Annotated in this window: 19 protein-coding genes; 7 read left to right on the top strand and 12 right to left on the bottom strand. The window is 65.7% G+C overall.

The features are described 5' to 3' along the window. Positions 1-62 precede the first annotated feature (62 nt). Both ACTUWL_RS23140 and ACTUWL_RS23135 read right to left on the bottom strand, forming a co-directional pair. The gene (locus tag ACTUWL_RS23140; protein WP_021079742.1) at positions 63-1,610 is read right to left on the bottom strand and encodes a hypothetical protein; all 1,548 of its coding nucleotides are present in this window, start codon (positions 1,608-1,610) and stop codon (positions 63-65) included. Between the two features lie 91 nt (positions 1,611-1,701). Then, a complete protein-coding gene (locus tag ACTUWL_RS23135) occupies positions 1,702-2,757 on the bottom strand; it encodes a hypothetical protein (RefSeq protein WP_035651870.1) in 1,056 nt (351 codons plus the stop codon). A 108-nt stretch (positions 2,758-2,865) separates the two neighbouring features. Between ACTUWL_RS23135 and ACTUWL_RS23130 the strand changes: the two genes are divergently transcribed. The 3 genes from ACTUWL_RS23130 to ACTUWL_RS23120 all read left to right on the top strand — a co-directional run bounded on the left by ACTUWL_RS23130 (position 2,866) and on the right by ACTUWL_RS23120 (position 4,840). Beyond that, positions 2,866-3,339 carry a Crp/Fnr family transcriptional regulator gene (locus ACTUWL_RS23130; protein ID WP_291732856.1) on the top strand — a complete coding sequence of 158 codons (474 nt, stop codon included), beginning with the start codon at positions 2,866-2,868 and terminating at the stop codon, positions 3,337-3,339. After that, complete coding sequence (locus ACTUWL_RS23125; RefSeq protein ID WP_021079739.1) at positions 3,332-4,141, top strand: MBL fold metallo-hydrolase; 810 nt, start codon at positions 3,332-3,334, stop codon at positions 4,139-4,141. The genes ACTUWL_RS23130 and ACTUWL_RS23125 overlap by 8 nt, the downstream gene beginning before the upstream one ends. 84 nt (positions 4,142-4,225) lie before the next feature. Then, positions 4,226-4,840, top strand: coding sequence for a glutathione S-transferase family protein (locus tag ACTUWL_RS23120; protein WP_021079738.1), 615 nt, complete (start codon positions 4,226-4,228; stop codon positions 4,838-4,840). Positions 4,841-5,255: 415 nt separating this feature from the next. Here the strand turns inward: ACTUWL_RS23120 and ACTUWL_RS23115 are convergent, their stop codons facing one another. Genes ACTUWL_RS23115 through ACTUWL_RS23105 form a run of 3 tightly spaced genes read right to left on the bottom strand, consistent with a single transcriptional unit; the run spans position 5,256 to position 7,293 of the window. Beyond that, the gene (locus ACTUWL_RS23115; RefSeq protein WP_021079737.1) at positions 5,256-5,753 is read right to left on the bottom strand and encodes a TPM domain-containing protein; all 498 of its coding nucleotides are present in this window, start codon (positions 5,751-5,753) and stop codon (positions 5,256-5,258) included. 4 nt (positions 5,754-5,757) lie between these two features. Continuing rightward, on the bottom strand, positions 5,758-6,651 hold the full coding sequence (locus tag ACTUWL_RS23110; RefSeq protein WP_021079736.1) for a TPM domain-containing protein: 894 nt from the start codon (positions 6,649-6,651) through the stop codon (positions 5,758-5,760). 21 nt (positions 6,652-6,672) lie between these two features. Next, on the bottom strand, positions 6,673-7,293 hold the full coding sequence (locus ACTUWL_RS23105) for a LemA family protein (protein ID WP_021079735.1): 621 nt from the start codon (positions 7,291-7,293) through the stop codon (positions 6,673-6,675). 224 nt (positions 7,294-7,517) lie between these two features. Between ACTUWL_RS23105 and ACTUWL_RS23100 the strand changes: the two genes are divergently transcribed. Genes ACTUWL_RS23100 through ACTUWL_RS23090 form a run of 3 tightly spaced genes read left to right on the top strand, consistent with a single transcriptional unit; the run spans position 7,518 to position 10,670 of the window. After that, complete coding sequence (locus ACTUWL_RS23100; RefSeq protein ID WP_448214193.1) at positions 7,518-8,306, top strand: enoyl-CoA hydratase; 789 nt, start codon at positions 7,518-7,520, stop codon at positions 8,304-8,306. An 8-nt stretch (positions 8,307-8,314) separates the two neighbouring features. Continuing rightward, positions 8,315-9,460: an acyl-CoA dehydrogenase family protein gene (locus ACTUWL_RS23095; protein ID WP_021079733.1), complete on the top strand. Its 1,146-nt coding sequence runs from the start codon at positions 8,315-8,317 to the stop codon at positions 9,458-9,460. Between the two features lie 13 nt (positions 9,461-9,473). After that, on the top strand, positions 9,474-10,670 hold the full coding sequence (locus ACTUWL_RS23090; RefSeq protein ID WP_021079732.1) for an acyl-CoA dehydrogenase family protein: 1,197 nt from the start codon (positions 9,474-9,476) through the stop codon (positions 10,668-10,670). A 157-nt stretch (positions 10,671-10,827) separates the two neighbouring features. Here ACTUWL_RS23090 and ACTUWL_RS23085 read toward each other — a convergent pair whose 3' ends face one another. The 5 genes from ACTUWL_RS23085 to ACTUWL_RS23065 all read right to left on the bottom strand — a co-directional run bounded on the left by ACTUWL_RS23085 (position 10,828) and on the right by ACTUWL_RS23065 (position 20,608). Next, entirely contained in the window at positions 10,828-13,155 is a 2,328-nt protein-coding gene (locus tag ACTUWL_RS23085) for a xanthine dehydrogenase family protein molybdopterin-binding subunit (protein ID WP_021079731.1), read from the bottom strand. A gap of 214 nt (positions 13,156-13,369) precedes the next feature. Continuing rightward, positions 13,370-14,245: a dihydrodipicolinate synthase family protein gene (locus tag ACTUWL_RS23080; protein WP_021079730.1), complete on the bottom strand. Its 876-nt coding sequence runs from the start codon at positions 14,243-14,245 to the stop codon at positions 13,370-13,372. A gap of 203 nt (positions 14,246-14,448) precedes the next feature. Further along, a complete protein-coding gene (gene pgm / locus ACTUWL_RS23075) occupies positions 14,449-16,089 on the bottom strand; it encodes a phosphoglucomutase (alpha-D-glucose-1,6-bisphosphate-dependent) (RefSeq protein WP_021079729.1) in 1,641 nt (546 codons plus the stop codon). Between the two features lie 124 nt (positions 16,090-16,213). Then, positions 16,214-17,866: an acetolactate synthase large subunit gene (locus ACTUWL_RS23070; protein WP_021079728.1), complete on the bottom strand. Its 1,653-nt coding sequence runs from the start codon at positions 17,864-17,866 to the stop codon at positions 16,214-16,216. Between the two features lie 78 nt (positions 17,867-17,944). After that, positions 17,945-20,608 carry a M1 family metallopeptidase gene (locus ACTUWL_RS23065; protein WP_021079727.1) on the bottom strand — a complete coding sequence of 888 codons (2,664 nt, stop codon included), beginning with the start codon at positions 20,606-20,608 and terminating at the stop codon, positions 17,945-17,947. Between the two features lie 246 nt (positions 20,609-20,854). Here ACTUWL_RS23065 and ACTUWL_RS23060 point away from each other — a divergent pair, with 246 nt between their 5' ends. Continuing rightward, on the top strand, positions 20,855-22,309 hold the full coding sequence (locus ACTUWL_RS23060; protein ID WP_021079726.1) for a GH1 family beta-glucosidase: 1,455 nt from the start codon (positions 20,855-20,857) through the stop codon (positions 22,307-22,309). Here the strand turns inward: ACTUWL_RS23060 and ACTUWL_RS23055 are convergent, their stop codons facing one another. After that, a complete protein-coding gene (locus tag ACTUWL_RS23055; RefSeq protein ID WP_021079725.1) occupies positions 22,310-23,377 on the bottom strand; it encodes a maleylacetate reductase in 1,068 nt (355 codons plus the stop codon). A 19-nt stretch (positions 23,378-23,396) separates the two neighbouring features. After that, a complete protein-coding gene (locus ACTUWL_RS23050; protein ID WP_021079724.1) occupies positions 23,397-24,377 on the bottom strand; it encodes a helix-turn-helix domain-containing protein in 981 nt (326 codons plus the stop codon). Positions 24,378-24,455 lie beyond the last annotated feature (78 nt).

Raw genomic sequence — 24,455 nt, 5'->3', positions numbered from 1 at the left:
TTTGGCAAGCTCGAGTGTAGCATCAAATAATGACGCGGAGACGCTTCGGTTCCAGTGAGGAGTTACCTCCCCTTTACGAAGCACATCCCCATCCGCGAGGTCTTCCCCGCGACCTGGCACGCTAGCCCCTCGGCACAGGTCCAGCCGCGGAAACTGCGGTCGGCCTCGGCCGGCTTGGTGCCCGGCAGATAGCAATGCGCGCCCCAGCCGTCGCTGTACTCAGTGCCGGCAAGCTCGGCGCTGGCCCGCAGCTGCGGCCGGTTGGAGAAGCCGCGGGAAAAATCCGGCGTCTTGCCGTCGCGGAAGCTTGAGAGGATATCGCGGCGGCGAGGCTGGTCGCCGAAGAAGTGCGGCGAGGCCGGCACCACGGTGGAGTTCGACGGCTTTGCTGCCATCCAGTCGACGCCCGGGAAATGAAAACCGCCGATGCCGCGGGTCTGGTGGCAACCGGCGCAGGTGACGTCGTTGAGGCGTCGTTCGAAGCCGGCCAGCGACTGGATGATTTGCAGCCGCGTTCCGTCCGACGCGGCCTTCTGCAAGGCACCGACGACATCGCTGTCCGAGAACACCGCGTCGCCGGACGTCCCCTCGCCCTGCACCAGGCCGAATTCGGGCTCGAGGTTGCTGACATCGAAACCGATCGGAGTGGGCGCCACCGCCGAGATTGCGAGGAAGCGATCCGGGATCAGCAAGGTGCCGCGATCGAGTTCGACAAAATGTTTGGGATCGAGCAGCCAGGCCTTGAAGTCGCGCTTGAGCGCCTCGTCTGCCAGGATGCGGTCGCGATCGATCTGGTTCTCCAGCGGCGCCTCGGCAAAGCGTTTTGCCGCGCCGTCATAGTCGAACACCTTGAGCAGATAGTCGGTGCGGAAATCGCGCACCGCGGATTTCGGCGCGTGCGCAATCTGCAGATTGGTCTCGATGCGATCGATATTCCGGGCATCGATCAAATCGAGCGGCCCGTCCTTGCCGAACAATTTATCCATCGCAGGCGGCGCGCTAGCGGTCGCGAGCCAGCGCCGCGCGATCTCGCGGCAGCTGAGCGACGCGTCATTGCCGTCGCCCTTCGCCTTCAGCACCAGGTTCAGCGTCATCGGCAGCCGCTGCGAGACCGCGTTCTCGCCGATCAGCGGCACATCGGTGCGCGTCAGTCGATAGATCAGCCGGATCTCGCCGCAGTCCTTCGGCGCCACATAGGCGCGGTCCATGCGGTTGACGATGCCAGCCAGCACGAAGCGGACATCAGGTGACCCCAGCAGCGCACGGTCGAACAGCTGAAACGCAAAAGCGTCGCCGACGCCGATGCTCTCGTTCGGCAGGCTTGCCTGATGCTTCGATACATATCGATCGAATTCGTGGTCGAGCGCCTCGCGCACCGGCACCAGAGCGGGCAAGGCGAACAGGTCGCGATTGGACAACGGCGTGTCGGCGGAGCGATCCGGCGCGAGCATCCGGCCGAGGCTGAAGCGGCTGTGATCGAGCTCGCGCAGAATCGCGGGATCGATCACCGCCACGCCACGCTCGAGCGCGCGATCCTCTGCGGCGCGTGCAGGCACGGCGGCACCGAGCAGAACGGACATTATCAGGAGGCATTTCAGCGCGCGGCCCATGCCTCCACTAACACCGCGCGGCAAACCCTATTCAAGAAAAAAGGCGCTTCACATCGCGGTGAAGCGCCTTGGTATCGTCGTCTTTCCGCAATCAACGCGAAACGATCAGACCCTTGCTGGTGACCACCACCCAGCGGCCGTCCTGCTTGCGGATGGCGTCGACGCGGCCAAGGCCTGGGACGGGATCGCCAGCATAGACCTCGTAGATGCCGCCGCGGCCCTCGATCAGCGCGCCACCATTGCCGACGTCGCGCAGCGCCCAGCCGTCGACCACCGGCAGGCGGCCGACCTCCGGCCTCGGCGCGGCCGGTGCAGCCGCGGCAGCCGCCGGGGTGACCGAGCCCGTGACCTCGCGGGCGGGCGTCGCCGCCGCGACGGTCGTCTGCGGGGCGCGGAGCTTGTCGACGGTCTCGCTGAGCTTGTTGAGCCTGGCGATCGGCTCGGCCTGGGCCTTCTCGACCTTCTCGATCCGCTCGCTGGCCTTGCTGAACTGAACGGTCCCGTTCCTGGCGGTCTGGTCGATGCTGGACTTCAGGGCAGCGATTTCGCCATCGATCCTGGCGATCGAGGCGTCGAGCGCGTCCTTGGCGGCCGTCTCCTTGGCAGCCGTATCCTTGGCGGAGGCAGCGGCTGGGCTGGTGAGATGGCCGAGGCCCGCGGTCGCGAGCGCGCCACCGATGGCGCCTGCCACAGTCGCCAGCGCGATCACCGCGGCCATCGCCCCGAACCGACGGGTGCCGGCCGGTTTGGCAGCCTGCTCGGCGCCCGGCTTGGAGGCGGTCGCCTCATGATCCCAGGTCCGGTCACCGGGCGCCATGATCATCAGCTTGCCCGGGAAACGCGGCTCTGCTCGCTTGCCGGTCTCGACCTTGGGCACATCCATATTGGTCGGCTCGATCTTGGCATCGAGCTTGGCGTCGATCTTGGCCTCGATCATGGGATCGAGCCGGGACGGCTCAACCTTGGGGGATTCAACCTTCGGCGCGTCCATCCTGGGCGCGTCGGCCTTTGGCGACGTCTCTTCCTGCTCGGGCGCGAGCCTCGGAGCCTCGACACCGGCCGCGGCCATTGCGGGCTCGCTCTTCGCCGCCATTTCGGCGCCGGTCTGACCGCTGACCGGCTTGCTCTGCTGCTCACTCACGTTCAAAGTCTCCAGGCTAGGTTGACAATTCGGTAACTTTTATTGCTTGCGAAATGGTTACCCCGTCGCGCCATTACCTAAATTTTAGGGAGTTTTCCGGGCCGGATTTGGGCGATGCGGCGCTGCGGCAATCTGCGTCAGCTCCGTTTGCGCGCGGCGCTTTCCCAATTAACATACCGCCATCTTCCAGCCAGAAGGCAGGGGAGTGCCATGACGATCGAGAAGTGCATCAAGGAATTTGATGTCGATGACGTCATTTTTGAGGAAGGCTCGACCGGCCGCGAGTTGTTCGTCGTGCTCGACGGCACGGTCGACATCGCCAAGATCGATGGCGGAAACAAGACCGTCATCGTCAGCCTCGGCAAAGGCGAGTTCTTCGGCGAGATGGCCGTGATCGACGGCTCGGCGCGCTCGGCAACCGCCATCGCCTCCGCGCCCGCGACGCGCGTGATGCGGATCAACCACGCCCGCTTCGTCTACCTGGTCAGCCAGCAGCCGGCCTTCGCGCTGATGGTGATGGATGCGCTCTCGAAACGCCTGCGCGCGTCCAACGCCGTCACTTACCGGGCGGCGGCCGCACATGAGTGAGCGCAAACCAAGCCCGTTCAGAACGCTGTTCGAGGCCGACGTCGCCACCCTGATCCAGGCAGCCGACGACGTCTACCAGATCCGCTTCAAGAACCGCGCGGCGAACGCCTATCTGGTGCGCGGCAGCAAGCGGACCATCATGATCGACGTCGGGCTGTCGACCAATTATCCCTCGCTCGTCGCCTGTCTCGACCATCTCGGGGTGACGCCCGCGATGATCGACATGGTGGTGCTGAGCCACGAGCATCTCGACCACATCGGAGCGGCCTATCATTTCCACGGCTCAGCTTACATCGCCGCACACCGGCTCGCCGCCAACAAGATCATGCTGCGCGACGACTTCTCGATGCTGCGCAAGATGTTCAACGAACCGAACGCGCCGATCGACGTCGACATCTGGCTCGAGGAAGGCAATCTGATCGACCTCGGCAATTTCCGCCTCAACGTGATGTATACGCCGGGTCACACCTCGGCCTGCATCTCGCTGTTCGATCAGGACAAGGGCCTGTTGTTCGCCGCCGACACGTTGATGCCGGGTGGCGTGATGGGCGGCGTGTTCGGCTCCGGCTCGATCGCCGATTACATCCAGTCGCTGGAACGGCTGAAGGGCCTCAATTCCAAGATCCTGCTGTCGGGTCATGGCCGCCTGTCCGATACGCCGCAAGACGACGTGCGGATCGCGCTGCAACGCTCGCACGCCCTGCTCGAGGACACCGCGCAGCTGTTCGACGCACTCGATGCCCGCTCGAACTTCGAGCCGATCATGCAGTCGGTGCGCGACCTCAACAAGCTCGACGATTGATCTTCGCCCTCCCGTACATTTGACAAATCCATTCGCGGCCTGTTCAACAGTCACAACAAAGCAAGAAGACAGGGAGAGAGGACCATGAAGCTTTACGACTCGATCGGGCCCAATCCGCGCATCGTGCGCATGTTCATGGCCGAGAAGGGCATCGAGATCCCCAAGCAGACCGTCGACCTGCGCAAGGGCGAGAACCGCGAGGAGGCGCATCTGAGGCGCAATCCGCACGGCCAGATGCCGGCGCTCGAGCTCGATTGCGGCAACTACCTCTCGGAGATCACCGCGATCTGCGAATATCTCGAGGAGAAGCACCCCTCGCCTGCGATGATCGGCACCACGCCCGAAGAGCGCGCGGAGTGCCGGATGTGGACGCGCCGCGTCGATCTCAACATCGCCGAGCCGCTCGCCAACGGCTACCGCTTCGGCGAGGCGCTGAAATTCTTCGAGAAGCGGATTCCGGTGGCGCCCGAAGCCTCGCCGGGCTTGAAGATGATCGCCGCCAACCGCATCAAATGGCTCGATGACCAGATGGCCGACGGCCGCAAATACATCTGCGGCGAACGCTTCACGCTGGCCGACATGCTGCTCTACTGCTGGATCGATTTCGGCAACCAGGTCGGCCAGCCGCTGGATCAATCGAACGCCAACATCGTCGCCTGGTTCAATCGCGTCGGCGAGCGGCCGTCGGTGAAGGCGTAGGTCGAGCTTCACCCTCCCTTGGGGGCAGGGTTATCGCATATAGCCCGCCTCCCGGAGGGGCGCGCTGACAAAACATCGAAAACAACCCCATGCAAAGTAGCCGGCGGCGTGCCGGCATTCGACACGGGGTTCTTGACATGTCGGGCAACTCAGCGGCATAATTCTATTATTCGGAAATTGCGTGCGGCGCGCCTCCTCCAGGACAGGGGAATCGCATATGGCACAAGAACTTCGTCGTCCCGGACAAGCGGAGCGCAGATCCGGGACGCATAACCACACGGCGTGGTGATAAAAGCGAGCTGGAGCCACAGCCTTGTTCAACAACAAGGCCCTGTGGTTATGGGTCCCGGCCTTCGCCGGGACGACACTGAACTTTGCATCTGCGATTGCCCTGCCCCTCCAGAGGAGCAGTGCGCTAAATCACCACCGGCTTGTCAGGCAGCTCGTTCGGGCCGCCCTCCGCATGCGGGAAATACTTAGCCAGCTCGCGCGACACCGCGGCGATGCCGTTGACCACGCCCTGCTCGAACCGGCCTGCGCGAAAATCGGCTTCCATCGCGCGGCAGATCGCGCTCCAACCGGCCTGGCCGACCTTGGCGTCGATACCGCGGTCAGCAACGATCTCGACGTCGCGGTCGGCGAGCAACAGATAGATCAGCACACCATTGTTGTGATGGGTGTCCCAGATCCGCAAATGCGAGAACACGTCGAGCGCCCGCTCCCGCGCCGGCTGATCGCGGAACAACGGCACACCGTCGAGCGCGCCCTCGACGACGAAGCGGATCTGCCCGGAATGGGTGGCCTCGCCGGCCTTGATCGCCTGCTCGATGGCGTCGAGCACGCGCGGTGGAAACTCGCGCCGAACGCGCCAACGATGTTCGAGCAGATGCTTGCCGATACGCTTGATGCCCATATCCCTACCAGCTCCCCGAGGCGCCGCCGCCACCGAAGCCGCCGCCTCCGCCGCTGAAGCCGCCGCTCGAACTCGAGCCGCCGCCACCCCAGCCACCGCCGCCGGACCAGCCGCCGGAATAACCGCCGCCGCGCCGGTAGGGTCCCGAGCCCGCCGCGGGGCCGCCGAAGTTCAAGCCGCCGAAGATCAGCGCCGCGACGGCGGCGAACAGCCCGACGACGACCGCGGTGGCGAGCGAGCCGGCAACCATCCAGGCGAACGCGCCGACGATGCCGCCGGTCGCGACCGAGCCCAACAGCCGCCCCAGTATCGCGCGCAGTACGCTGGCCACGATGATGACGATGAAGATCGTCACCGGATTGGCGAGATCGACGAGATTGGGCCCCTGCCAATGCTCGGGCTCCGGCGCCGGCAATTGCTCGCCATTGACGAGGCGGATCATCCGGTCGACGCCGGCCGAGATGCCCGCGGCGAAATCGCCGGCCTTGAATTTCGGCGTGATGTCCTCGTCGATGATGCGGTGGGTGACGACGTCGCTCAGCACGCCTTCGAGGCCGTAGCCGACCTCGATGCGCAAATGCCGGTCGTTCTTGGCGACGACGAACAGCGCGCCATCGTCGACCTTCTTGCGCCCGATCTTCCAGGCCTCGGCGACGCGGATCGAGAACTGCTCGATGGTCTCCTCAGCCGTCGTCGGCACGATCAGCACTGCGATCTGGCTGCCCTTGCGGGTCTCCAGATCCCTGAGTTTGTCGTTCAGTGACGCGATATCGCCTGCAGATAGCGTGCCGGTCTGGTCGACGACGCGGCCCGTGAGCTGAGGCACCGCGACCTCGGCCCATGCCGGGCAGATGATGCCCAGCAGGAAGGCGAACAGGATGACGCGTGCGGCGATCATCGCGACGGGCGCCCGACGGCGCTATTTCGACGGCGCAGCCGCGGGAGATGGCGGCGGATTGAAATCGACCTTCGGCGCGGTCGAAATCTCCTTCTCATTCTCGACCGAGAAGTTCGGCTTCTCCTTGTAGCCGAACGCCATCGCCGTCAGATTGTTCGGGAAGGTGCGGATGCCGACGTTATAGTCCTGCACCGCCTTGATATAGCGATTGCGCGCCACCGTGATGCGGTTCTCGGTGCCCTCGAGCTGCGCCATCAGGTCGCGGAACAGCGCATCCGATTTCAGCTGCGGGTAATTCTCGGTGACGACCAGCAGCCGCGACAGCGCGCTGGTCAATTCGCCCTGCGCCTGCGTGAACTTCTGGAATGCCGCGGGGTCGTTGAGCACCTCGGGCGTGGCCTGGATGCTGCCGACCTTGGCGCGCGCGTTGGTGACGCCGAGCAGCACGTCCTTCTCCTGCTGCGCAAAACCCTTCACCGAGTTGACCAGGTTCGGCACCAGGTCGGCACGCCGCTGGTACTGATTCACCACTTCCGACCAGCTCGACTTGACCTGCTCGTCATTGGTCTGGATCGCGTTGTAGCCGCAGTTGGTCAGGCTCAAGGTCGCCAGCGCTGCCAGCACGGTCCAAAGCTTGCGCATGAAGATGGTCCTCCCGGTGGATTCCCCAACACGGTAACAGATTTTCGCCCGATAATCCCGTGGTGCGGATTTCGCGCCTTGTTTTGCGGATGATGGCCCTTGCCTATCCCTCCCCGCGCCGTTCATCATGGCGGAAAAATCGATCCCGGGAGGATCCATTGGTATCTGAACAATTCGAGACGATCGTTGTCGAGCGGCCCGACCCTGCGGTTACGCGGATCGTGATGAACCGCCCTGAGGCGCGCAACGCCCAGAACCTGCAGATGACCTACGACCTCAACGCCGCCTTCGACAAGGCGGTGCAGGACGATGCGGTCAAGGTCATCATCCTCGCCGGCAATGGCCCGCATTTCTCGGCCGGTCACGATCTGCGGCCGGCCGGCAAGAACGAGGCGGGCGTCGATTTCCCGCCAGTCGGAAATTGGGGCGGCTTCGCCGAACCCAATGCCCACGGCCGTTTCGCGCGCGAGCAGGAGATCTACCTGCAGATCACACGGCGCTGGCGCAATTTGGCAAAACCGACGATCGCGGAAATCCACGGCAAGTGCATTGCCGGCGGGCTGATGCTGGCCTGGGCCTGCGACCTGATCGTCGCGAGCCATGACGCCGAGTTCTGCGATCCCGTTGTGACGATGGGCGTCTGCGGCGTCGAATGGTTCGTGCATCCCTGGGAACTCGGTGCGCGCAAGGCCAAGGAGATGCTGTTCACTGCCGATGTCTGGAGCGCCGACGAGGCACATCGCCTCGGCATGGTCAACCATGTGGTGCCGCGCGGCGATCTCTCGTCGTTCACGCTGGCGCTGGCGCGCAGGATCGCCGCAAAACCCGCTTTTGCGCTGAAGCTGAGCAAGGAGGCGGTGAACCGCTCGATCGACATCATGGGGCAGCCGGCCGCGATCGATCAGGCCTTCGCGCTGCATCAGCTCTGCCACGCCCACAACCTTCAGGAATTCGGCATGGTGGTAGACCCCGCGGGTCTGCATCCCTCCGTCAAGAAAACCGCCAACGTGTAGAAAGCCAGATGGACCTCACCCTCAGTGACGAGCAGCGCCTGCTGCGCGAAAGTGCCGACCGCTTCGTGGCGGAAACCTTCACATCGGAGCATCGCAAGAAGGCGGTGAACGATCCGCTGGGCTATTCGCCCGACATCTGGAAGCAATTCGCCGAGCTCGGCTGGCTGGCGCTGCCGATCAGCGAGGCCCATGGCGGGCTCGGCGGCGGCGCGATCGAGATCGGGCTGTTGATGGAAGCGTTCGGCCGCGGGCTCGTGTCCGAGCCGTTCCTCTCCACGGTGGTGATCGGCGCAGCCCTGGTCGCCGAATGCGGCACCGAGGCACAGCAGCAGGCGATCCTGCCCAGGGTCGCCGAAGGTGCGCTGACGCTCGCCTTTGCACATTCGGAACGCGCTGCGCGCTTCGACCTCGCCCATGTCGACACGACAGCCACCAAGACCGCCGGCGGCTGGCGGCTGAACGGCAGCAAGATCGCCGTGCTCGACGGCGCGGCCGCCGGCCAGATCATCGTGTCCGCCCGCGTTGCCAACGCCAATGGCGCATCCGGCAAGCTCGCCCTGTTCCTGGTGCCGACCGGTGCGCCCGGCCTCACTCTGCGCGACTATGCGCGGCTCGGCGGCGGGCGCGGCTGCAATCTCGATCTCAGGGACGTGCAACTGCCCGCCGATGCGTTGCTCGGCGACGGCAGCGACGCGCTGCCCGCGATCGAAACCGTGGTCGACCATGCGATGGCGGCGCTCGGCGCGGAGGCGGTCGGCATCATGCAGACGCTGCTCGACACCACGCTCGAATACACCAAGATTCGAAAACAGTTCGGCCGTCCGCTGTCGGCCAACCAGGTGATCCGCCATCGCCTTGCCGACGTGGCGATGCAGGTCGACGAGGCGCGCTCGATGGCGCTCCGCGCGGCGCTGATGGCCAACGCCGAGCCCGTGGCCCGCGGCCGTGCCGCCTCCGGCGCCAAGGCGAAGATCGGCAAATGCGCGCGTTTCGTCGCCGAGCAGGCGGTGCAGCTGCACGGCGCCATGGGCGTCACCGAGGAGCTCGACATCGGCGCCTATTTCAAGCGGCTGCTCGCCTTCGACACGCTGTTCGGCGGCAGCGCCCATCATTATCGCCGCCACGCCGCGCTGAGCGGCCGCGCCCACGCGTAACGGAGAGCGCATCATGGATCTCACCTTCAGCGCCGAAGAGCGCGCCTTCGAACAGGAAGTCCGCGACTATATCGCCAGTAGCCTGACGCCGGAGATGAAGCGCGCCACCGCGCTGACTCCGTCGGTGTTCTCCGACCCCGATATCGGCATGGCCTGGCAACGCGCGCTGCACAAGAAGGGCTGGGGCGCGCCGGGCTGGCCGGTGGAACATGGCGGGCCGGACTGGACGCCGGCGCAGCGCTGGATCTTCGAGGCCGAATGCGCCCGCGCCGGCGTGCCGAATGTCAACGTGATGGGCGTGAAGATGGTCGGCCCCGTCATCATCGGTTTCGGCTCGCCGGAGCAGCAGAACTTCTATCTGCCGCGGATTCTCTCCGGCGAGGATTACTGGTGCCAGGGCTATTCCGAGCCGGGCTCGGGCTCCGACCTGTCATCGCTGAAGACCCGCGCAGTGCGCGACGGCGACGACTACGTCATCAACGGCACCAAGATCTGGACCACGCATGCGCACCACGCCAACCGCATGTTCGCGCTGGTTCGCACCAGCGACGGCGAGCGGCAGCAGGATGGCATCAGCTTCATCCTGATCGACATGAAGACGCCGGGCATCACCACGCGCCCGATCCTGACCATCGGCGGCGACCACGAGGTCAACCAGGTGTTCTTCGACGACGTCCGGGTGCCGGTCGCCAACCGCGTCGGCGAGGAAGGCAAGGGCTGGACCTACGGCAAGTACCTGCTCGAGTTCGAGCGCGGCTCCGGGATCGCATCTGCAAAACTGCGCGAGGCGCTGAAGACGATCTCCGATCTCGCAGGCTCCGATGTCACCGGCCGAGCCATCGAGGACCCCGACATCGCGATCCGGATGTCGGAGGTCGAGGTCGATATCGACGCGCTGGAGATGACCGAGCTCAGGGTGCTGTCGGCGCTGCAGACCGGGCAGAATCCCGGCGCGGTATCGTCGCTGATCAAGCTCCGCGTCAGCGAGATCCGCCAGGCGGTGACGCGGCTCGGCGTCGACGTGATCGGCCAGGACGGCCTTGCCGTCGAGCCGGCGCGGCCGTTCTACCGGCTCAACCACGAGCCGGCGATTCCCGAGGAGCTATTGCCGGTGGTCCCGGAATATCTCAACGGGCGGGCGTATACGATCTTCGGCGGCTCGTCGGAGATCCAGCGCGACATCATCGCGAAGATGGTGCTGGGATTGTAAGGCACTCTGCCTCGTCATTCCCCGATGCGCAATTGCGCATCTGAGGGCATCGCGGAGCGATGAGCCCGGAATCCATCAGGCCGCATGGCGTGTGGCGCGATGGATTCCGGGCTCGCGCTTACGCGCGCCCGGAATGACGGGTGGACAGAGAACGGCCTTACGCCGCCCCAACCTTCGCGTCCCTGATCGCCTGCCAGATCTTCACCGGCGTCAGCGGCGTGTTGAGCTGGGTGATCCCGACCTCGCTCAGCGCATCCATCACGCCGTTGGTGATGCAGGGCGGCCCGCCGATCGCGCCGGACTCGCCGCAGCCCTTGGCGCCCAGCGGATTGGTCTTGCACGGCGCGGAGGGATCGAGCGTCACTGACATCGGGGGAACGTCTGAGGCGCGCGGGATACAATAGTCCTGATAGCTTGCGGTCAGAAGTTGGCCCTCCTCGCTGTAGGCCACGCCTTCGTACAGCGCCTGGCCGATGCCCTGGACGACGCCGCCATGCACCTGCCCGGTCACCAGCATCGGATTGACCGCGACGCCGACGTCGTCGACCGTGGTGTAGCGCACCACGCGCGTGACGCCGGTCTCGGGATCGATCTCGACCTCGCAAATATGCGTGCCGTTCGGCCAGCTCGGGCCGTCGACATTGCCCTCACTCTCGACCGAGAGTTTCGCGCCGCTTTCTTTCCTCGCGATCTCGAACAGGCTGATGCGCCTGTCGGTGCCGACCACGGTGAGGAAGCCGTCGCGATACTCGATGTCGCCGACCGAGGCCTCCAGCAAATGGGAGGCCTTGTCGCGCGCCTTGTTGATCATGTCGTTGGCGGAGACCGCAACCGCGGTGCCGCCGACGAACAGCGAGCGCGAGCCGACGCTGCCGAAGCCGGTGGCAAGGTCCGTGTCGCCCTGGATCACGTCGATCTTGTCCATGCCGATGCCGAGCGCATCTGAAATCATCTGGGTATAGGTGGTCGCGAGCCCCTGCCCCATCGCCATGGTGCCGGAATGCAGCACGATGCGGCCTTCGGCGGTCGCATGCAGCGAGACGTTCTCGGTGGGGGCGCGGCCGCCGGTCCATTCGATGTAGCTGGTCAGGCCGCGGCCATAGAGCAGGCCCTTCTTCTTGGCCGCCTTCTTGCGCGCGGCAAAGCCGTTCCAGTCGGCGAGATCGGACGCGCGCTCCAGCATGTGGGCGAACGCGCCGGAATCGTACACCTGCCCGACCGCATTGGTGTAGGGCAGCTGCGCCGGCTTGATGTAGTTGACCTTGCGGATGGTGCGCGGGTCCATGCCGATCTGGCGCGCGGCGGCGTCAAACAGCCGCTCGACGATGAACACGGCCTCGGGCCTGCCGGCGCCGCGATAGGCACCGACCGGCGCGGTGTGGGTCATCACCGACTTCACCTCGAAATGCACCAGCGGCAGGTCGTAGACGCCAGTCTGCACGAACGGGCCGAGCACCAGCGGAATGATGTTGGCGGTGCCCGAGGAATAGGCGCCGGTGCCGCCGATCGAGCGCACCCGGTAGGCCAGCACGCGGCCCTTGGCGTCGAGCGCGAACTCGCCGGTCGAGGTGAGGTCGCGGCCGTGGGTGCCGCCGACGAACTCGTCGGTGCGGTCGCCGCGCCAGCGGATCGTCTCGTTCAGCTTGGTCGCGGCATAGGCGACGATGCCGTCTTCCGGATAGAGGCTGGTCTTCTGGCCGAAGCCGCCGCCGATATCGCCGACCAGCACCCGCACGCTGTCCTTCGGCCGCTTCAGGATCGATTCCGCGAGGAGATCGCGGGTCGAGCCCGGGGTCTGCGATTGCACGTGGAGGATGAGCCGTCCGGTCTTCTTCTCGATCTCGGCGATGGTCGAGCGCGGCTCCATCGCCGATGGCACCAGGCGCTGGCTGATCAGGTCGAGCGATACCTTGTGCGCGGCGCTGGCAAAAGCTGCCTCGACCTTGGCGGCGTCGCCATAGCTCATCGCAGCGACGATGTTGTCGGGCGCCTCCGGCCAGACCACGGGCGCGCCAGGCTTGACCGCCTCGACCGGATCGACCACCGAGGGCAGCACCTCGTAATCGATCTCGATCGCTTCCGCGGCGGTCTGCGCCAGCGTCCGCGAGGTCGCCACAACAGCCGCAACGCCCTCGCCGGCGTAGCGCACCACCTCGTGCGCCAGCAGGCGCCGCGGCGGCACGGTCATCGGCGAACCGTCGGGCCGCTTGAAGATCGCGAGCGTCGGCAGCGTGCCGATATCGTCCTTGACGAGATCGGCACCGGTATAGACCGCCTTGACTCCCGGCATCTCCAGCGCCGCCTTGACATCGATCGACTTGATGTTGGCGTGGGCATGCGGCGAGCGCAGTACGTGCAGCCAGAGCGTGCCGTCCTGCGGCTTGTCGTCGATGAAATGCCCCTTCCCGGTGACCAGCCGCTGGTCTTCCAGACGCTTGACTGGCTGGCCCGCACCGAAACGCATATTGCCGGGAAGAATGTTCATCGCAGGGTCCTTGAGTTCAGAAATTTCGGCGGGTTTTAACGGATTGCTGGCTTTAGACAACCACCACCAGCGTCATTCCGGGGCGCGCCCCCTTGGCGCGAGCCCGGAATCCATTCCTCCACGAAGCATACGGTCCAATGGATTCCGGGCTCGAGGCTTCGCCTCGCCCCGGAACGACGAAGTGGTGAGAGCGCCCGCAACGCGCAAGCCAGTTTCAGGCGAGATCGCGCAGGGCTGCCTCGACCACCTTGCACTGCTCGGCCGTCAGCGGCGCCTGCGGCGGCACGGGGTCGCCGACATCGTAGCCCTGGCTCGCGAGCCCGGCCTTGATGCAGGCGGCGAGGTTGAAGCGGGCGAACGCCTCGTTGATACGCCACAGCTTGCGCTGCAGGACCATCGCCTCGTCCCAGCGGGCGCGGCGGCAGAGATTGTAGAGCTCGACGCTCTGCCGCGGGATGATGCAGGCCGGGCCCGCCATCCAGCCATGGCCGCCGATCAGCATCACGGCGGCCGGAATATGGGCTGACGCCGAGAACACCTTCAGGCTGTCGCCGCAGCGGTTCATGATCGACAGCAGCCGGCCGGTATTGGTCGAGGCGTCCTTGATGTAGCCGATGCGCGGGTGCTGGGCGAGGCGCGCAATGACGTCGAGCGTGAGGTCGGAGCGCTGGAAATTCGGATTGGTGTAGATCACCACCGGAATATCGACGGCGTCGGCAATGGCGCGGAAATAGGATTCCACCTGGGCGTCATTGAGCGGAAAATACGCCTCCAGGATCGCGAGAATGCCGGCAGCGCCCCGCTTCTGATAGGCCTTGGCCTGCGCCACCGCATCGGCCGTCGCGGTGGAGGCGACGCCCGCAACCACAGGCACACGGCCCTGCGCGGCCTCGATCGTGGTCGCCACCACCTGCATGCGCTGGGCGTTGTTGAGATAGGCGAACTCGCCGGTCGAGCCGAGCGGTGTCAGCCCATGGACGCCGGCCTTGATCAGATCGTCGCAGAGCCGGCCCAGCACCTCGGTGCGGACATGGCCGGCTGGATCGACCGGGGACACCAGATACGGAAAGACGCCGTGGAAATCAGCCATGTGCGAGCCTCGCTGAGGGCGAGACATAATCGGGATCGTGCGCGAAGGGAAGCGGCTCGCCGCCGCGCAGGGCGCCGAGCACCGCCGCAAAATCGGTTACCGCGCGGAAACCGAGCAGCCGTTCGGCCTTGCCGGCATCGTAGATTCGGCCGCTCGATTTCGGCAGCTGCCAGCCCTGCCGCGCGAACAGCGCCGGCGCGCCCTCAGAACACCTTGGCGATCGCGGCCTGCGCGTCGCCCTGGATCTTGTTCAGATGATCCGGCCCGCGGAAGCTTTCGGCGTAGATCTTGTAGACATCTTCAGTGCCGGAGGGACGCGCGGCGAACCAGCCGGCGTCGCTCTCGACCTTGATGCCGCCGAACGGCTGGTCGTTGCCGGGCGCCCTGGTGCGGACCGCGCGCACCGGATCGCCGGCGAGCTCGGTCATGTTGAGCTGCTCGGGGCCAAGTGCTTTCAGGGCGCTCTTCTGCTTCGGCGTCGCCGCGACGTCGATGCGCTCGTAATAGGGCACGCCGAGCTCGGCGGTCAGCTCGTTGAACAATTCGCTGGGGTCGCGTCCGGTCCTGGCGATGATCTCGGCCGCCAACAGGCCGAGGATGACGCCGTCCTTGTCGGTGGTCCAGGCCGAACCGTCGCGCTTCAGGAACGAAGCGCCTGCGCTCTCCTCGCCGGCGAAGCCGAAGCCGCCGCTGCCGAGCCCGTCGACGAACCATTTGAAGCCGACCGGCGTCTCGGCCAGCTTGCGGCCCAGCTTCTTGGCGACGCGATCGATGATCGAGCTCGACACGATGGTCTTGCCGATCGCGGCATCCCCGCTCCATTGCGGCCGGTGCGCGAACAGATAGGCGATCGCGGTGGCGAGGAAATGGTTCGGGTTCATCAGCCCGTTGGAGCGCGTGACGATGCCATGGCGGTCGGCGTCGGTATCGTTGGCGAAGGCGACGTCGAAGCGGTCGCGCATCCCGATCAGGCTGGCCATCGCGTAAGGCGACGAGCAATCCATCCGGATCTTGCCGTCCCAGTCCGCGGTCATGAAACGGAAGGTCGGATCGACCGCAGTGTTGACCACTGACGCGTTGATGCCGTAGCGCGCGATGATCGGTTGCCAGTAATGCACCGCCGCGCCGCCGAGCGGATCGATGCCGATCCTGACGCCGGCCGACTTGATCAGCGCGAGATCGACGGTGTTACCGAGATCGGCGACATAGGGCGTGATGTAGTCGTGCAGATGCGTGGTTGCGGCCTTGCGGGCGCGGTCATACGGCATCCGCGCGACGCCCTTGAGCCCGGCCTCGATGTAGCGGTTGGCGTTCTTCTCGACCACGCCGGTGACGTCGGTATCGGCCGGCCCGCCATGCGGAGGATTGTATTTGTAGCCGCCGTCCTCCGGCGGGTTATGTGACGGCGTGATGACGACGCCGTCAGCCAGACCCGTGCTGCGTCCCCTGTTGTAGCTCAGGATGGCGTGCGAGATCACCGGCGTCGGGGTGTAGCCGCCTTGCGCGTCGATCATGATCTCGACGCCGTTGGCCGCGAACACTTCCACCGCGCTGGCCAGCGCCGGCTCAGCCAGCGCATGGGTGTCGATGCCGATGAACAGCGGCCCGGTCAGGCCCTTCTCGCGGCGGTAATCGCAGATCGCCTGCGTGGTGGCGAGGATGTGGTCCTCGTTGAACGAATTCTTCAGCGACGAGCCGCGATGGCCCGAGGTGCCGAACGCAACCCGCTGGGTGGGATCGCTGGGGTCCGGCTTTCCGGCGAAATACGCCGTGACCAGCCGCGGCACATTGGCGAGCGCTGAGGGATCGATGGGTTTGCCGGCGGCAGGATTTGGTGCAGTCACGTGACCTCTCAGATCTGGTATCGCCGGACATCAGCACAACGGGTGATGTTGCGGCGTGCTACCATGGTGGCTAACGTTCAATCAAGCCGAGCGCTTTTCGTTCCTTGCCGTCAGCGGCAATCCGCTATTCGACGTCGATCTGCTGCACCTTCTCGCGCAGCTCGTCGACCAGCACCCGCTTGTTCTCGGTATAGTCGATCGGCACCACGACGAGGTGCACGCCGCCGCCGGAGAACGCCCGCTCGAGCGTCGGGACGATCGCCTCGGTGCTCTCGATCCGCGAGCCCTTGGCGCCGTAGCTTTCGGCGTATTTGACAAAATCCGGATTGCCGAAGGTGAGGCCGAAATCCGGGAAATTGTCGACCGCCTGCTTCCAGCGGATCATGCCGTAGGCGGAGTCTTCCAGGATCAGGATCACCAGATTGAGCTTGAGGCGGACCGCGGTCTCCAGCTCCTGCGAATTCATCATGAAGCCGCCGTCGCCGCACACTGCGAGCACGCGGGTCTTCGGATACAGCATTGCCGCCATCATCGCCGACGGCAGGCCGGCGCCCATGGTGGCGAGCGCGTTGTCGAGCAGCAGCGAATTCGCCAGCAGCGTGCGGTAGTTGCGCGCGAACCAGATCTTGTACATGCCGTTGTCGAGCGCGACGATGCCGTCTTCCGGGATCACCTGCCGCACATCGTGCACGATACGCTGCGGCGTCGGCGGCCAGCGGCCCTCGGTAGCGCGGTCGGTGATCTTGGCCAGAATGCTCTCGCGCAGGCTGAGCAGCGCGCTGGCATGAGGCAGCTTGCCCTCGAGCCGGTCAGCCAGCAATTCGAGGCTCGGCCCGACATCGCCGATCACCTCGCATTGCGGGAAGTAGACCTGCTCGACATTGGCCGGCATGTAGCTGACATGGACCACCTGGGGGCCCTTCGGCCCCATGATGAAGGGCGGCTTCTCGATCGTGTCATGACCGATCGCGATGATCAGGTCGGCGCGGTCGATCGCCTCATGCACATAGTCGCGCTCGCTCAGCGCCGCGGTCCCCATGTATTGATTGGTGCCGCCGGACACCGTGCCCTTGCCCATCTGGGTGGTGAAGAACGGGATCTTGGTCCGCCGCACGAAGTCGCCGATGCCCGCGGTCGAGCGCGGGCGCGATGCCGCAGCACCGAGCATGATCAGCGGACGCTGCGCCTTCAGGATCATGTCGGCGGCGCGGTCGAGCGCGGCGGCGTGCGCGATCGGAATTTCAATCGGATGCGGATGCACCAGCTCGACCGGTGCGGTCTCCTCGCCCGCGATGTCCTCCGGCAGTTCGAGCAGCACCGGCCCCGGCCGTTCCTGCGTCGCGATCCGGAACGCGTCGCGGACCAGCGTCGGAATCGTCGCGCCGCTGACGATCTGCAGCGACAGCTTGGTCAGCGGTCGGAACGTGTTGACGATGTCGACGATCTGGAACTTGGCCTGCCGGCTGCTCAAGATGCCCTTCTGCCCGGTGAGCATCACCATCGGCATCGCGCCGAGCAGCGCGTAGGCCGCGCCGGTGGTCAAATTGAGCGCGCCCGGGCCGAGCGTCGTGATGCAGACGCCGGGCTTTCCGGTCAGCCGGCCGTAGGTCGCGGCCATGAAGGCGGCCGCCTGCTCGTGGCGGGTCACGATCAGCTTGATCGAGGATTTGCGCAGGCTCTCGACGACGTCGAGATTCTCCTCGCCGGGAACCCCGAACACCCGCTCCACGCCCTCGTTCTCGAGCGCCGCGACCAGCAAATCGGAACCTTTGACCATCTCAGCCTCACATTGTTGATTGCATGCCGCGCACCGAGCATAGCCGCATCGCGCGCCGCCGGAAACTCCCTCGCGATCTCACGGCTTGTGCGCCCTGATCCAGGCGTCGGCGGCAGGGAGCACCCGCTGGGAGAGATCGGCCGAGATCGCGATCGCCTGCAAAGCGCGCGCCACCATCACCCGGCCACCGCTGGTCGATTGCGACGGGGCGAAGGCGGCAAGCTCCACAGCATGGGCCTGATCGGTAAAATTGGTCATGAAGTTCGGCACGAACTGGTCGCGGAAGTTCGGCCCCTGCTTGGCGAGTAGTGCGTCGAAATTGGCCTGGACGAAGTCCCACGCAAGCTGCGGCTGCTCGCCCGCGGATGCAACGGCGCCGATCATTCCGGCAACGATCGTATCCGGCAGTTCGTTGGTCAGTGTCAACGCGAGCGTTGCGTGCGCCAGTTCGGCATCGCGGGCGCCGGCGGCGGCGAAGTAATAGCGCAGCCGCTCATTGGTGACCGTACTGTTGCGCGCCAGGGTCAGCAGTCTGTCATAGGTGGTCCGATCGGCGGTGATGCCGACGACATGGGTGACGGCATCGCGCAGCGTGGTCGGCAGCGCGTTGGAATCATCGAGGAATGCCGCGAAGCGACGCTTCGCCTCGGCCACCACGGCGGCGTCACCGAGATCGCCAAGCGCCGAGATCAGGCTCGCACGCAGCAGCGCGGTGTCGTCGTCGCCCGCTCCGTGGCCGTCCGATCCGATCCGATCGAACACCGGGCGCAGCTTCGCTCGGGCATAGGCCTGGATCACCGGCCGCTCGGCGCGGTCGCGCGACAGGCGGTTGAGCGTGAGAAGCGACGAGATCGCCTGGTCCCACACCGCACGACGGTCGCCGGCATCGAGCGCGTCGAGCAGCGCGAGGTAGGATGGCGGCTCGGCGCGGCCGGCCTGCACCAGTGCCCAGCTGTCGGTGACGACATTGAGCCGGTCATCGACCTGCATTTGCGGGAATGCGTTCAGCAATGCCGCGCGGTTCTTCGGCCCGTATTCGACCCTGTAGTAGCCGACGTCCCCGAGATTGACCTTGATCGCATCGCCGCAAGCGCCGGCCGCAATATCGGCGCTGCCTTTCAGCAGGATCTCGTCAAGGGCCCTGCCGTGCACCGGGCCGGCCGCAACCGGGATCTGCCAGCTGTGAGCCGGCAGCGGCGGATCGTTGGCCGCCGCGATCGCGAAGCGGTCCTGCCGCAACGTCAGGCGCTGCGCGTCGCCATCGCAGGCGGTCTCGGCCACGACCAGCGGCACGCCGTCCTGTTCGGTGAAGGAGGCGGCGATGCCGGTGATCGGTTTGCCGCCGGATTGTTCGAGCGCCTGCCAGAGATCGGCCGTGGTGGAATTGCTGTAGGCGTGCGCGGCCATGTATTTGCGGATGCCGTCGCGGAACGGTTGCTCGCCGAGATAATTCTCCAGCATCCGGATCAGCGCCTGCCCCTTGTTGTAGGTGATGGCATCGAACGCCGTGACCGCCTCACTGTGATCGGCGATCGGCTGCTGCACCGGATGCGAGGTGCGGCGCGCATCGAGCGCCATGGCGAACTGCTTGGCGCCATAGCCGTTCAGCCAGCTCTGCCATTGTGGATAGAACTGCTCCGAGGCCTTGGTCGCCATCCAGCTGGCAAAGCCTTCGTTGAGCCAGAGATTGTCCCACCACGCCATGGTGACGAGATCGCCGAACCACATATGCGCCATCTCGTGCGCGATAATGCCGAAGATGCCGCGCTTGGCGGTCTCCGCATTGGTCGCGGGATCGAACAGCAGCCGGCTCTCGAAGAAGGTGATGCCGCCCCAATTCTCCATCGCGCCGCCGAACCCGCCGGGAACGGCGATCAAATCGAGCTTCGGCAGCGGATATTTCACGCCGAAATAGTCGTTGTAGTAGCCGAGCAGTTTCACCGCGCTGTCGAGCGCAAACTGGCCCTGCCCGCTCTTGCCCGCCGTCGTCACCACGCCAACCGTGACGCCGCCGGCATCAGCGGTGACACGTTCAAGCTCGCCGATCGTGAGCACGAACAGATAGCTCGACATCTTCGGCGTCGGCGCGAACGCGACGATCTTGGAATTGTCGGCGAGCGGCTGCTCTTCGGCAACGGGCATGTTACCAACCGCCAGTAGGTTCTTTGGAATTATGACGGCCAGCTCAAAGCTCGCCTTGAATGCCGGTTCATCCCAGCAGGGAAAGATTCGCCGCGCGTCAGCGGGCTCCAGCTTGCTCGAGATCAGCCGCTTGGTGCCGGCCTTGGTCGGATAGTCGACCACAAACAATCCCGTGCCAAACCTGTTGATCTGCGCCGTGAACGCGATGGCGAGCCTGTGCCGCCCCGCAGCGAGCGGCTCGGCGAAGCTGAACGTCGCCGTCTGCGCGGCCGCATCGGTCGCGACGTCAGCAGTCTGGGTCCCATCGACGCTGACGACTTCGAATGTGGTGTTGATTGCATTCAGCGTCAGCTGCGCAGTCGGCGCCCCCACCTCAATGTCGATGATCTCGTTGCCGTGCAATGCCAGGGTGGTGAAGTCAGGCGAAAGCCGGATCGAGTAACGCAACGGGACGACCGTCTTCGGCAACTTTCCGGGCGTGCTGTCGAACGAGAACGTCTGCTCGGCCTGTGCGCCGGCAAATGTGACCAGCAGCAAGCCGATCGCCGTGGCAAGACGACGCAGCAGAGCGGTTCGGACATCGGTTGCAAGCTTGTTCATCGCGCGCGGCTCATGAGGAACCTCGGGGATTCTCGGAGGTCATTGCGGAGGGACGTAGCAACCAATCTAGTAGAGAAAATGTTGCCGCAAAACTGACAACTCCGCGACATTGAGATCGCAAAGGTCCCGATTGACCGGCGGACAATCGCTGCGCCACTCCGGCCAATCGGCCCTTGTTGCGCGACGGCGGGGAAGGTTAACTTGTCGTCGGCATCCAGCCGCGACGGCCGGCGACCGGAGACAACAATGTTCGAAAAATTCTCGCGCCGGCAATTCGCGGGCCTAGCAGGCCTCTCGGCGCTCGGCCTGTCGGCCCCCGGTGAGGCGGCGAACCACGCCCCACGGCCTGACGGCGCGAACTTTCCACCGGGGTTCGTCTGGGGCACCGCGACCTCGTCCTACCAGGTCGAGGGCGCGGTCAACGAGGACGGCCGCGGCCCGTCGATCTGGGACACATTCACCCATAGATCAGGCAAGATCGAGGACGGCTCGACCGGCGACCGCGCCAACGACCATTATCACCGCTACAAGGAGGATGTCCGCCTCATCAAGGAACTCGGCGCCAAAGCCTACCGGTTCTCGATCGCCTGGCCGCGGGTGTTTCCCGACGGAGACGGCCCACCGAACCCGAGGGGCCTCGACTTCTACAACCGCCTGGTCGACGAACTGCTCGCCAACGGCATCGAGCCCTATGCCACGCTCTATCACTGGGACCTGCCGCAGGCGTTGCAGGACCGTGTCGGCGGCTGGCGCTCGCGCGACACCTCGAAGGCATTCGGCGACTATGCCGGCTATGTCGCGCAGCGCCTGACCGACCGGGTCAAGAACATCTTCACCCTCAACGAGGTCGGGCGTTTCCTCCCCTTCGGCTATGCGCTCGGCGTCGACGCGCCGGGGCTGACGCTGCCGCCGGCCGAGGTGAACCAGGCGCGCCACCACGTCGCGCTGGCGCATGGCCTCGCGGTGCAGGCGATCCGCGCCAAGGGCCGCGCCGGCACGCGGGTCGGACCGGCCGAGAACATCACCGCCTGCGTGCCGGCGATCAACACGCCGGAGCACATCCGCGCCACCGAGATCGCCACGCGCGAGTTGAACGCGGGCTTTCTCGGCGTTCTGCTCGAAGGCAAGTACACCGAGGCCTTCCTGCAATATGCCGGCACTGATGCGCCCAAATTCACCGCCGAGGACCTGAAGATCATCGCGCAGCCCAACGATTTCGTCGGGCTCAACATCTACGCGCCGCACTGCTATGTCCTCGCCACCGACAGCGCGCCCGGCTGGAAGCCGCTGCCGATGCCGGCCTCGTTCCCGCATATGAATTCCGATTGGCTGCGGATCGCGCCAGAGACGATCTACTGGGCGCCGCGGATCGCGGCCAAGCTCTGGAACATCAAGAGCATCTATATCAGCGAGAACGGCACGTCCGGCGAGGACAAGGTGGAGCCGGACGGGCAGGTCTACGACCTCGACCGCATCATGTTCCTGCGCAACTACCTCGCCCAGTTGCAGCGCGCGACCGCCGACGGCGTCCCGGTCCAAGGCTATTTCCTGTGGAGCCTGATGGACAATTTCGAGTGGATCTTCGGCTACAAGAAACGCTTCGGCCTCTATCGCGTGGATTTCGAGAGTCAGGCGCGCCTGCCGAAACTGAGCGCGGCATTCTATCGCGACGTGATCGCGCGCAACGCGATCGGCGTCTGATCATCCCGCGTGCGGCCGCGCGCCGGACCATGCGCGCTTCAATAGATCGGCGATGCCACGCTCTTCGATCGGCCGCGGATTCCAGTAGGGATTCCTGGTAGCAAGCGCGGCGGCCTTGGCAATGCCGTCCTCGGGCATGCCTATCTCGGCGAGCGAACGCGGCGCACCGAGTTTTGCGGAGAGATCGAACAGACCATCGGCCGCGTCAGCCGCGCCAAGCGCCCTCGCAGCGTGGCCGATCGCATCAGGTGCGGCCGGCGTGTTGTAGGCGATGGTGTGCGGCAGCAGCACCGCGTGGGTCTCGGCATGCGGCAGGTCGAACAGCGCGCCGACGGTGTGGCAGAGCTTGTGATGCAGCGCCATGCCGACAGTGCCGAGACAGACCGCGCACAGCCACGCGCCATACAGCGCATCCGAGCGCGCGTCGAGATCACGCGGCCGGTCGATCACCTCCGGCAGCGACGACGCGAGCTTCGCAATCGCCTCTTCCGCCATCAGCGAGGTGATCGGATTGCCATCCCGCGCATACAGCGCTTCCGCCGCATGGGCGATCGCGTTGAGGCCGGATATCGCCGAGAACTTTGCCGGCATCGAGAGGGTCAGGTTGACGTCGTAGATCACGGCCTCGGGCAGGATATTCGGCGACGATTGCGTGGTCTTGACGCCATCAACGGTCTCGCCGAGCACCGGCGTCATCTCGGAGCCGGCATAGCTGGTCGGCACGATCAATTGCGGCAGGTCGGTGCGCAGCGCGATCGCCTTGCTGAGGCCGGTCGCGGCGCCGGCGCCGATCGCAACCACGCCGTCGGGCTTCAACTCGCGGACCAACTGCATGGCGCGTTCGGTAACCACGACCGGCGTGTGCACGACCGCGCCGTCGAACACGCCGGCCATGCGGCCGCCGGTCAAGCTTGCGAGATCGCCGAGCTCGGCCTGCTGCCGCCGGCTCGCCAGCACCAGCGCACGGGCGATGCCGAGACGATCGAGTTCGTCCGCCAGCTGCGCGACCGTGCCGGTCCCGAACACGACGCGCATCGGGCTGACTTGATAGATGAATGATTGAGCCATGGCGGTTTCCGAACGTTGCTCAGCCGCGACGCCAGTCGCGCGGCGTGCAGCCGAAGCGATGCTTGAACCGCCGGGTGAAATGCGACAGGTCAGAGAAGCCCCAGTCGAACGCGACGTCGCCGATCGCGCGCCCGGCGATCGCCGGGTCCTTCAGGTCGCGCGCCGCACCGTCGAGGCGGCGATCCATCATATAGCTGGCGAATGTGGTGCCGGCCCGCTCGAACAATTTATGGACGTAGCGCTCGCTGATGCCGATCGCGGCAGCGATGGTGGCAACGCCGAGGCCGGGTTCACGCAGCCTGCGGTCCACGGCACGACGCAGCGCGAGCCACGTCGCCTCCGCAAGGCCCGCGCTCTCGGCAACGCCTGTGCGACTGCTGCGCGAGAGGCTAAGTGCAACGAGGTCGAGCAACACGCCGAACAGCCGCGCATTGTCGGCGTCCGAGGCGCGCAGCGCCGACGAATTCAGCACCTGCGCGGTCTCGGCGATGAGGTGACCGACAAACGGATCATCCGACACCCGCGCCGGGGCCACCGCCGGTGCCGACCGCAGCCGTTCATCCAGCGCCTCGGCCGGCACCCAGAACGATGCGACCTGCAGCACGGGACCGCGGTCGTGCAGCAGCGAGAAGCGCTGTCCGCTGTCGAAGATTCCGACCTGGCCCGGCGACAGGCTGATCTCGCGCCCCGCCTGCTGGATGCGGCAGCGGCCGGCGAGCTTGAGATTGAGATAGTAGCAGCGCCGGCTGGATGCGGCGATGTCGGCGGCCGAGCGCCGCACCACGTGCTCGGGGAAGCTGACCCGATTGATCGCGCCGTTGCCGAGCCCGACCGTCTCGACCCGTGCCAGGAATCCGGGCGTCGCCGGCTGCTCCGGTGTCAGGTTCATGAAGGCCTGGCAGATCGCCTCGCGATAATAGGCGAACTGCTCGCCCGGCCTGGTGTCCGCGGTATTCCAGCTCAGCCCGCGCGAGCGATCCGCGGCCGCGATTTGCTGCATCAGTTCACTCCGAGCCCAGTCCGGTTCGGTTACAGCCAAGCGCGTTCCCGGGGTCCGGGTCAATATCCGTCGAGAGCC

This window comes from Bradyrhizobium sp. WCU1, assembly GCF_053474805.1.
The sequence above is the reverse complement of the archived record's forward strand: the minus strand, read 5'-3'. Positions and strand labels throughout refer to the sequence as shown.